General features: G+C 60.2%; 3 protein-coding genes and 1 pseudogene. All 4 read right to left on the bottom strand.

Annotation, left to right across the window (positions count from 1 at the left end; translation table 11 throughout):
• Positions 1–294 (bottom strand): hypothetical protein (locus HDE77_RS20200; protein ID WP_184419717.1); only part of this gene is annotated, 294 nt, incomplete at its 3' end.
• A 402-nt stretch (positions 295–696) separates the two neighbouring features.
• Positions 697–990 carry a sugar transferase gene (locus HDE77_RS20655; protein WP_343206145.1) on the bottom strand — a complete coding sequence of 98 codons (294 nt, stop codon included), beginning with the start codon at positions 988–990 and terminating at the stop codon, positions 697–699.
• A 202-nt stretch (positions 991–1,192) separates the two neighbouring features.
• On the bottom strand, positions 1,193–1,324 hold the full coding sequence (locus HDE77_RS20650; protein ID WP_255482836.1) for a hypothetical protein: 132 nt from the start codon (positions 1,322–1,324) through the stop codon (positions 1,193–1,195).
• A 529-nt stretch (positions 1,325–1,853) separates the two neighbouring features.
• Positions 1,854–2,197: pseudogene (locus HDE77_RS20190) on the bottom strand (hypothetical protein); the annotation flags it as partial.

Below are 2,197 nucleotides of genomic sequence, written 5' to 3'. Positions count from 1 at the left end.
GGTGGCTTTCAGCGTTTGCCATTGCGCGCTGTTGTTGGCCGCACTCTGGCGCAATGTTGTCAGCGTATTGGTATCCAGGATCAGGCGCGGATGCGGCGCCATGGTCACCGCACCCGCCGCAAGCGGCAGCATCAACGCCAGGGTGCTGGCGAGGAGGCGCACACGACATTTACGGAGCGCTCCTGCGCTACCGGAGGCCTCGCGTGGATGCGAGGTGGAGCGCGTATCGACCGTGGTCAGGGGTGTCGACGGAGAAGATAACGCGCGCAGTTCTATCTTGTTCAAACGAAGCATGATGGGATTTCCGCAGATGGGGGATGGGGCGCGTGAGCCGGATCGATTGCTGGAAATCGAGGGATGCTTCGGACAGTTGCCAGTACCAGTTTTTCCTAAACTCTTATTAGGATAAGGCAAAACTTCGGGTGCGTTTTTCGACTACGTCACATTTTCAGCTCACTCGCACTACACGTACTTGTTTTTGCGGTAAATATGCCGTGACTTCTGCGGAAGACGCATGTATAGGCAACACCCGATGAACATCAGTGGTGGTTGAAATCGTCGGGATATGGTAGGCGTCCGCACGCGTCAGCTGCGGACGTTACACGCGCCGCGGATTGCCATCACAGAAGCGATTTTCAGCAGGCTGCTTGCGTGCGCCACGCCCGAACAAGACGACTTCCACGGTCTGAATCAGGATCAACAGATCAAACAGATCAAACAGATCAAACAGCAGACTGTGGTTCTTGACGTATCGTATTTCAGCTTCTCCGTGACGTCCGCTTTCGAAGTCCCACAGGGATAGCGCAGCTGCGCCCAGTCGGCGAAACCCGGCCGCAGACAGTGGCGCAGACTGTAGTCGCGAATCTTTTCTCCCAGATCGGCTGTGGCCGCTCCGGGTCCGATGAAGCTCATCTCGCCCTTGAGCACGGCATCACCGCCAGCATCACGCTCGATGTCTCTGCTCCTACTTTTCGCCGGTGCCAAATCCACGCATCTGCACCTCAAAATGCGCGTGACGTGTATCGTTGAAGTATCCTGACGATGAAGCAGGTGGATGCGCGCGCCGACAATAAAACCGGCATGGCAGCTCGTCATTCTCGAGGGGAAAAATTTGGCGCGCGAGACCGATTTTCTCGATCTGTACATGATCCTGGGATTGAATCCCGGCTGCGGACTGGCAGCGTTCAAGCAGTCATATCGTCGTCGCGTTGCCGTGCTGCATCCGGACCGCCGCAGCGCGGATCAGGTGAGCGTGATTGCCGCCGAGCGACTGCAACAACTGACCGCACTCTATGGCGCGGCGATGGAATTCGAGCGCCGTCACGGCCGACTTCCCGGCGCCCCTCCCGTACGCAAGGCTGCGCCCGAAAGCAGCCCACCTCCGAGAGCTCATGTTGCGATCGCCGCGCCACCGCGGCGGCGGCGCGTGCGATGGTGGCTGGTCGCGCCCGCAGCGCTCGCTTGCGTCGTGTGGATGCTATGGGACTTCGGTTGGCTGCCGGGGAGTACCGACTCCGACACGGCGACGTCCACGTCCCAATCTGCCCAGCGAACAGCACTCTTGCGGGCCAACGCGCAACGGCCCAGGCATCCAACCTTGAGCACCGCATGGATACCGACGTCGTGCGCGCCATCGAAGGCGACCCATGTTGATCGGCGAAGGTCGCTGGGAATACGGGCCATCCGGGATGCGCTTCGAGGACGGCACGGTGACTGACTGATACAGCTCGCCGCTGCGTCCGCTGAAGACGGCCACCGCGCAGCCCACGTTGGTTCACAACTGATACGCCAGCCGCACGCCACTGTACCCGTGAAATGCGCGGCGCCAGTGCAATCTATTGACCGACGACCGCCTATGATCCCGTATAAGGTTGCGGATACCCCGGCACCGGCAGAATGCTGATCGGCAGGGTTGAAATGACCGGCGGTGTCGATACCACTCCGGACGTACTGAGATTAAAGTCGAGCACGCCTTCACTGCTACTCATCGTGGCGCCACCGACGCTTACGCTGACGTTCTGCACGCTGCCGCTAACGGTCGCGGTGATGGTGTAGCCGGTGTTCGGTGCCAACTCCATGATGACGTGATGGGCAGCGACATTGGCCACGCTATAGCCGATGTTTCCGCTGATCGGCGTGCCGGCCGGACCGGTGCTGCTGACCACGACGCTGTTGCCATCACTGGCCGCCAGTTGCA

Origin of the sequence: Rhodanobacter sp. MP7CTX1, assembly GCF_014205795.1 — a bacterium.
Taxonomy (GTDB): domain Bacteria; phylum Pseudomonadota; class Gammaproteobacteria; order Xanthomonadales; family Rhodanobacteraceae; genus Rhodanobacter.
The sequence above is the reverse complement of the archived record's forward strand: the minus strand, read 5'-3'. Positions and strand labels throughout refer to the sequence as shown.